The sequence below is a fragment of the Sulfolobus sp. B1 genome (assembly GCF_007050195.1).
Taxonomy (GTDB): Archaea; Thermoproteota; Thermoprotei_A; order Sulfolobales; family Sulfolobaceae; genus Saccharolobus.
Window position 1 is genome coordinate 1 of record NZ_QIMI01000325.1, and the last position, 712, is coordinate 712.

The 712-nt window shown below is 36.8% G+C and carries 1 protein-coding gene; it reads right to left on the reverse strand.

The genetic code is table 11. From position 1 onward, the window contains the following. Positions 1 to 665: ABC transporter substrate-binding protein (locus DMP16_RS10495; RefSeq protein ID WP_255446893.1), on the reverse strand; the 665-nt coding region annotated here is incomplete at its 3' end. Between the last annotated feature and the right edge of the window lie 47 nt (positions 666 to 712).

The window sequence follows — 712 nt, forward strand, 5'->3', positions numbered from 1 at the left end:
ATTATCTTCTGAATTGTTTGATTGTTTGCGTTGAAGTGTGATAGGATAGATGCTAGGACTTGTGCAGCTAATGTAGCATTTTTAGTAGTTGGTAAACCGGTAACTTGTTGGATTGCATTAGCTACTCCCCAAGGTAAAGCATAACCAGTCTGACCATACTGCGTTGAATTAAATAATAAGCAAATGTAATCAGCTACACCCGGAGGTTGTCCCATCAAAATAGTCCTATATAACGAGAACCATACAGATGATGCATTTACTTGATTTCCATCAGAAAACGTTACATAAGTTCTTAAGTAAAAGGTCCAGTTTTCGTAGTTTGTTGTAGTCCAGTTTTGAGCTATTACGGGAACAACTTGTAAGTAATTGGAACCGTTAGGTTCTACTAATTCTTGATATACTGCATAATATAGAGGCTCAACTTGGTCTAAGAAATCAGTAGCTGGATCCAAACCACTAGGAGCAGCAGTCTGAGCTACATCTACCAATACAGATTTATTAGAGGGTTGAAGAACACTAACAGAGCTTACGGTAGTAGTATTGGTAAAAGATGAGGTACTTGAAGGAAAAGTAGAGGGCTGATGATGAGAAGACGTTATGATTAGAACGCCACCTACTATAGCTATAACTAATATTACAATTATAACAACCGTTATTACTTTCATACTTAATCCGGATCTTATTTTCTTAACTTTTTCCACCCTCCTTTCAT